Raw genomic sequence first — 6404 nt, forward strand, 5'->3', positions numbered from 1 at the left:
GTCTACTCCTTGGAGTTCTGGTCGGCAGGGACTGCGGGGGCTGAGGCCTCGGCCTCGGCGGTGGCGGGTACTGCGTCGGGCTCGGCGCCGGCTTCCTCGGCGCCGTCCTCGCCCTCGTCCTCCTCGGAGGCCGGGGCGTCGTCCTGGAGGTCCACCGCGAGCTCCGCCAGTTCCTCGGCGATCTTCGCCGACTCACTGCGGGCCAGGCCGGCCAGCTCCACCTGGGTGCCGCCGCCCGGCAGGGCGACCGCTCGCACCCAGATCCGGCGGCGCTGGATGAACAGCGAGCCGATCAGTCCGAGGATCGCCAGCACGGCGCCGGCCAGGGCGATCTCGTTGCCGGGGCGGTGTGTGATGTTGAAGCTGGCCCACTGCTTGTAGCCCTCGAAGGTGACGGTGCCGTAGCCGTCGGGCAGGGTCCAGCCCTCACCGGGCTTGAGCCGGGCCTTGGCCGGCCGGCCGTCCTGGGTCAGCTGGGTCAGCTTGCGGGTGTTGAGCTGGTAGACGTTCTGCGGCAGGCCCGAGTCGGTGCCGAGGTCGCCCGCGAAGGCGTTCAGCACCAGCTCGGGGGCGGCGTCGCCGGGGAACAGCGAGACCGGGCCGGTGCCCTCGAAGCTCAGCGGGGCGGTCGGCAGGAAGAAGCCGGAGAAGCCCAGCTGGGTCCTGTTGCCGTCGGGGCCGTCACCGTAGTCGGAGACCTTGACGACACCGGTGGAGGTCAGGTTGCCGTCCTGCGGCAGGAACGGGACGGCGCCCCGGTAGACGACCTCGCCCTTGCCGTTCTTGACGGTGACCACCGGGGCGTAGCCGTGGCCGATCAGGTAGACCTTGCTGCCGCCGACCTCCAGCGGGTGGTTGACCTCGATCGTCGACTTCCTCAGCTTCGACTCGTCGCCGCCCTCGTAGTACTCGACGTTCGCGGTGAACTGCCGGGCGGCCCCGATCTGGTCGCCCTTGTCCTGGAACTTCGAGGTGAAGCCGTCCAGTTTCAGGTAGAAGGGGTCGAGGTCCTGGCTGCCGTAGAACCGGGTGCCGGTGAAGTCGTCGAGCTGGGTGATGGTGTTGGAGTAGCCCTCGCCCGAGACCATCAGCTTGCCGCCGGTGCCGGCGGCCAGGCTGGACCAGGCGAAGCCGCCGAGCAGCGCGAACAGCGACAGGTGGAACAGCAGGTTGCCGACCTCGCGCAGGTAGCCCTTCTCCGCGGACACCGCGCCGCCGGAGAGGTGGGCGCGGAAGCCGCGCTTGCGCAGCAGCCGGTGGGCGGCGGCGTTCACCTGGTCGGCGTCCGCCTCGGTGCGCCAGACCGCGTGCACCGGCATCCGGGTCAGGACGCGCGGGGCGGCCGGCGGCTGGGAGCGCAGCACGCCGACGAACTGCCAGGTGCGCGGGATGATGCAGCCGGCCAGCGAGACGAACAGCAGGATGTAGATCGCGGAGAACCAGACCGAGCTGTAGACGTCGAACAGCTGGAGCTTCTCGTAGATCGGCGCGACGGTGGTGTGCTGCGCCTTCCAGGTCTGCACCTTGAACTGGTTCTGACCGTTCTGCGGGATCAGCGACCCGGGGATGGCGGCCAGCGACAGCAGGAACAGCAGGATCAGCGCGACCCGCATCGAGGTCAGCTGACGCCACATCCAGCGGGCCCAGCCGAGCGCGCCTATGCCGGTCGGTCCGTCGGACTCGACCGGCGCGGTGCTGAGCCGCTCGGCGGCGGCGTCCTCCGGCGTCGGGGCCTGCTCGGTCTCGGTCGCGGTCTTGCTCACGGTCAGATTCCGATCTGGAAGTCGGCGGTCCAGGACTGGAGCTGGCTCATCATCGAGTCCCAGATCCCGGTGACGAGCAGCAGGCCGACCACGACGAGCATGCCGCCGCCGATCCGCATGACGAGCGGGTAGTGCCGCTTGACCCAGCCGAAGGCGCCCAGCGCCCGGCGGAAGGCCACGGCGGCCAGGATGAACGGTACGCCGAGGCCCAGGCAGTAGAAGGTGGTCAGCAGCGCGCCGCGCTGGGCGTCGGCCTGGTTGAGGGCCAGGTTCTGCACGGCGGTCAGGGTCGGGCCCATGCACGGGGTCCAGCCGACCCCGAAGACCACCCCGAGCATCGGGGCGCCCAGCAGGCCGACCGCCGGGCGGCGGTGCGAGCGGACCTCGCGCATGCTCAGTCCGGGTACCAGTCCCATGAACGCCAGGCCCATCACCACGGTGAGCGAGCCCAGCACGATGCTGATGATCCGCTTGTAGTCCTGGAGCTCCTGGCCGAAGTAGCCGAACAGGGCGCCGGTGGAGACGAACACCGCGGTGAAGCCGAGGATGAACAGCAGCACGCCGAGCAGCATCCGGCCGCGCCGCGAGCCGCGGGCGTCCGCGAGGTCGGCGGCGGAGAAGCCCGTCACGTACGAGAGGTAGCCGGGGACCAGCGGCAGCACGCACGGCGAGAAGAACGACGCCAGCCCGGCCACCAGGGCGACCGGGGCGGCGGCCAGCAGCGCGCCGCTCTGGACGGTCGAGGTGGTGTCGGCGAGCTGGAGCACGGCCGGATCCGGGAGTGGCAGACTCACTTCTTCTGCTCCGCGACCACCGGCTGGAGGATCGACTCCAGCGCCTCCTCGGTGGTGCCGCCGACGGCGCGGGCGGCCAGCTTGCCGTCCCGGTCGACGATCAGGGTGGTCGGGATGGACTGCGGATTGAGGCTGCCCTTGGCGAACTTGAGCAGCTGGGTGCCCGCCGGGTCGAAGATGCTCGGGTAGGTGACGCCCTGCTCCTGCTCGAAGCGGACGGCGTTCTGCTTCTCGGTGTCCCGGGTGTTGATGCCGAGGAACTGGACGCCCTGGTCCTTGTACTTCTCCGAGACGGTCTGCAGGCTCTTGGCCTCGGCGCGGCACGGGCCGCACCAGGAGCCCCAGACGTTCAGCACGACGACCTTGCCCCGGTAGTCGGACAGCTTGGCCGGGGTGCCCTCCAGGGTGTCCCCGGTGATGTCCGGCGCGTCCCCGCGCTCGCCGGGCTGCGCCTTCGACAGGTTGGTGCCCTTGACCGTGACGAAGCCGACCTGGCCCTCGCCGCTCGACGAGCCCGAGGAGGAGCAGCCGGTGAGGGCGAGCGCAGCGGCGGCGACGGTGGCGGCGGCTGCTGCGGCGACACGGGGACGGGGGCGCGTCATGGCAGACATGTGAAAAGTTTCGCATGGAGTTCCGGGCGGGCTCGCCGGGGTCCTGCCTTGCGCGTCGCACCCCCTCTGACCTGCGACGAAATCGGGTCACCCGGCGCTCGCCAGGTGACCCGAAGTCATACTTACGCACCGCTTACGCGACGTGCGCGCGGGTGCTCCGGGGCGCGCGCGGGCGGTGTTCCACCGTTTGCGCGCCCCGGGCCGCGGCTACGCGCCGAAGCTCTTGCCCACCGGCTTGTCGCCCTTGCGGCCCTTGCCCACCAGGTGGGCGGGCAGCAGGTCGCGGGCCGGCTCGCGGTAGCCGACCGAGACGATCTTGTCGCCCTCGAAGGTGAAGCTGGTCAGCGAGGCCAGCGAGCACTGCCGGTTCCGCGGGTCGTGCCACAGCCGGCGGCGCTCCACGAAGGAGCGGAGGATCCAGATCGGCAGCTGGTGGCTGACGCAGACCGCCTCGTGCCCGCGCGCGGCGTCCCGGGCGGCGCCGAGCGCGCCCATCATCCGCACCACCTGGTCGAGGTACGGCTCGCCCCAGGAGGGCTTGAACGGGTTGGTGAGGTACTTCCAGTAGCCCGGGTTCCTCAGCGAACCGTCGCCGACGCCGAAGGTCTTGCCCTCGAAGACGTTCTCCGCCTCGATCAGCCGCTCGTCCACCGCGACGTCCAGGCCGTGCGCCTCGGCGATCGGCGCGGCGGTCTCCTGCGCCCGCTCCAGCGGGGAGGCCACCACGTGGGTGACGTCCCGGTCGGCCAGGTCCTCGGCGACCCGCTCGGCCATCTTCCGGCCCAGCTCGGACAGGTGGTAGTCCGGCAGGCGCCCGTACAGGACGCCCTCCGGGTTGTGCACCTCGCCGTGCCGCATCACGTGGACGACGGTGATCTCTTTGGCGCTCACTTCTCGACTACTCCTGGGAATCGGGTTCCGGGCCGGTACGGACCGGGTCAGGCCGTGGCGGCGGCAGCGGCGCGCGCGGCGGCCGGCAGGGCGGCGGCGATCCGCTCGATCGCCCGCTCGTCGTGGGACGCCGAGACGAACCAGGACTCGAAGGCGGACGGCGGCAGGTAGACGCCCTCGGCCAGCATCGCGTGGAAGAAGGCGGTGAAACGGTACGCCTCCTGGGTCCTGGCCTCGTCGTAGTTCGTGACCGGGGCCTCGGTGAAGAACACCGAGAACATGTTCCCGGCGGTCTGGAGCCGGTGCGCCACGCCCTCCTTGGTGAGCGCGTCGGCGACCAGGCCGGAGACCTCGGCGGCGACCTTGTCCACCGTCGCGTACACCTCGTCGGTGCAGCCGCGCAGCTGGGCCAGGCCGGCCGCGGTGGCGATCGGGTTCCCGGACAGGGTGCCGGCCTGGTAGACCGGGCCGGCCGGGGCCAGGTGGCCCATCACGTCGGCGCGGCCGCCGAAGGCCGCGGCCGGGAAGCCACCGCCCATGACCTTGCCGAAGGTCAGCAGGTCCGGCGCCCAGCCCTCGTTCGCCGCCTCCAGGCCGTACCAGCCGGCCTTGGAGACGCGGAAGCCGGTCATCACCTCGTCGGAGATGAACAGCGCGCCGTTCTCCCGGCAGAGCCGGGCCAGGCCGCCGTTGAAGCCGGGCAGCGGCGGGACGACGCCCATGTTGCCGGGCGAGGCCTCGGTGATCACGCAGGCGATCTCGCCCGGGTGGGCGGCGAAGGCCTGTTCGACGGCGGCCAGGTCGTTGTACGGCAGCACGATGGTGTCGCCGGCCTGGGCGCCGGTGACGCCCGGGGTGTCCGGCAGGCCGAAGGTGGCCACGCCGGAACCGGCGGCGGCCAGCAGGGCGTCCACGTGGCCGTGGTAGCAGCCGGCGAACTTCACCACCTTGGCCCGGCCGGTGAAGCCGCGGGCCAGCCGGATCGCGGACATGGTGGCCTCGGTGCCGGAGGAGACCAGGCGGACCTGCTCGACCGGGGAGACCCGGGAGACGATCTCCTCGGCCAGCTCGACCTCGCCCTGACCGGGGGTGCCGAAGGAGGTGCCGTGGGAGACGGCCCGCTGGACGGCGTCGAGGACCGCGGGGTGCGCGTGGCCGAGGATCATCGGACCCCACGAGCACACCAGGTCGACGTACTCGCGGCCGTCGGCGTCGGTGAGGTAGGGACCGCTGCCGGACACCATGAAGCGCGGCGTGCCGCCGACCGCGCGGAAGGCGCGCACCGGGGAGTTCACGCCGCCGGGCGTCACCACGGAGGCGCGGTCGAACAGCGACTGGGACTGGGGGGCTTCGTAGGGGTAGCTCACAAAAGACATGGTCTCAAATCGTGTCCTCGCACTCTGCATGTCCGACCCGATCATCTGGAACGATGATCCGGGCACCGTTGTCTGTACGGTGGTCCGTACAGCGGGGGCCGCTGACTGCACCGGACCGGGGACCAGTCAGACTGTGTACACAGCGTGCACAGGCGTTCCGGTTTGTGTGCAGGGGTGTGGAGAGGACTGCCGCGTACCGCGAGTGGGTACGGCGGCGCATGACGGGTAAGGAGCACGGCCGGTGGGACGCCGGGCGTGCGGGGGTCTGTCGATTCCGGCGAATTCCGGTGAGGATGGTCCGAGTGTCCGAGGCGCAGGACGGCTACGACGAGGCCGCGGGGGGCTCCCGCCGACCCGCCGAGGCCCCACGCGGGGGAACGGGAGCGGGTACGGGTCGTGGTCGGCGCGGCGGTGAGAGGCGGGGTGAGGGACGCGTGGGGGTGACGTACAAGTACTTCGGAGCCCCCGACCGCGCCACCGCCGCCAGGGTCCCCACCGCCCTCGGCCCGGGCGGGCTCGGCCTGGAGGCCGGCGAACTCGGCGCGTTGGGGCGGCTCGGCGATCTGATGGAGACCAGCGGCTCCCCCACCGGCCACCTCTCCACCAAGATCAAGCCGGAGACCATGAGCGCCATGGTGCTCACCGGCATCCAGGGCGTCCCGCTGCACCAGGTGCCGCCGCTGGAACTGGTCGTGCTGCACCCCGACTACGCCGTCGTCCAGCTCCCCCACAACGTCGTCGAGCCGCTGCGCAAGGCCGACGAGACCGAGCTGGGCGCCGCCGCCTTCATCTGGTCCACCGTCCCGGACCGGCGCGGCCCGCGGGACGCGTTCGTGATCTACAGCATGCTGCACGAGTGGCAGGACTTCGCCAACCGGCTGCACGAGGCCGGCCACCAGCTGTACTGCCTGGTCTGGCCGTAGCGCCGCCGGGCGGGCGACCGGCCTCCCACCGGAAAGCGGTGGGAGG

6 protein-coding genes are annotated in these 6404 nt (G+C 71.5%); 1 reads left to right on the forward strand and 5 read right to left on the reverse strand.

Going from position 1 to position 6404, the window contains the following annotated elements; genetic code table 11:
* Nucleotides 1-2: 2 nt before the first annotated feature.
* The 5 genes from ACFRMQ_RS14025 to hemL form a co-directional block, all read right to left on the reverse strand.
* A complete protein-coding gene (locus ACFRMQ_RS14025) occupies nucleotides 3-1763 on the reverse strand; it encodes a cytochrome c biogenesis protein ResB (RefSeq protein WP_380730505.1) in 1761 nt (586 codons plus the stop codon).
* 2 nt (nucleotides 1764-1765) lie between these two features.
* A complete protein-coding gene (locus ACFRMQ_RS14030) occupies nucleotides 1766-2557 on the reverse strand; it encodes a cytochrome c biogenesis CcdA family protein (RefSeq protein WP_380730508.1) in 792 nt (263 codons plus the stop codon).
* A complete protein-coding gene (locus ACFRMQ_RS14035; RefSeq protein ID WP_380730510.1) occupies nucleotides 2554-3168 on the reverse strand; it encodes a TlpA family protein disulfide reductase in 615 nt (204 codons plus the stop codon). Before ACFRMQ_RS14035 ends, ACFRMQ_RS14030 begins: the two co-directional genes overlap by 4 nt.
* A 207-nt stretch (nucleotides 3169-3375) precedes the next feature.
* Nucleotides 3376-4026, reverse strand: a complete 651-nt coding sequence (locus ACFRMQ_RS14040) for a histidine phosphatase family protein (protein ID WP_380730515.1) — start codon at nucleotides 4024-4026, stop codon at nucleotides 3376-3378.
* Nucleotides 4027-4106: 80 nt separating this feature from the next.
* The gene (gene hemL / locus ACFRMQ_RS14045; protein ID WP_380730513.1) at nucleotides 4107-5435 is read right to left on the reverse strand and encodes a glutamate-1-semialdehyde 2,1-aminomutase; all 1329 of its coding nucleotides are present in this window, start codon (nucleotides 5433-5435) and stop codon (nucleotides 4107-4109) included.
* 440 nt (nucleotides 5436-5875) lie between these two features.
* Here hemL and ACFRMQ_RS14050 point away from each other — a divergent pair, with 440 nt between their 5' ends.
* Complete coding sequence (locus ACFRMQ_RS14050; protein WP_074004012.1) at nucleotides 5876-6358, forward strand: hypothetical protein; 483 nt, start codon at nucleotides 5876-5878, stop codon at nucleotides 6356-6358.
* Nucleotides 6359-6404 lie beyond the last annotated feature (46 nt).

The organism is Kitasatospora sp. NPDC056783, assembly GCF_042789895.1.
Classification (GTDB): Bacteria; Actinomycetota; Actinomycetes; order Streptomycetales; family Streptomycetaceae; genus Kitasatospora.

Coding starts and splice junctions, on each gene's coding strand:
- hemL (WP_380730513.1), bottom strand. CDS start 5,435: ATGTCTTTTGTGAGCTACCCCTACGAAGCCCCCCAGTCCCAGTCGCTG.
- ACFRMQ_RS14035 (WP_380730510.1), bottom strand. CDS start 3,168: ATGTCTGCCATGACGCGCCCCCGTCCCCGTGTCGCCGCAGCAGCCGCC.
- ACFRMQ_RS14040 (WP_380730515.1), bottom strand. CDS start 4,026: ATGCGGCACGGCGAGGTGCACAACCCGGAGGGCGTCCTGTACGGGCGC.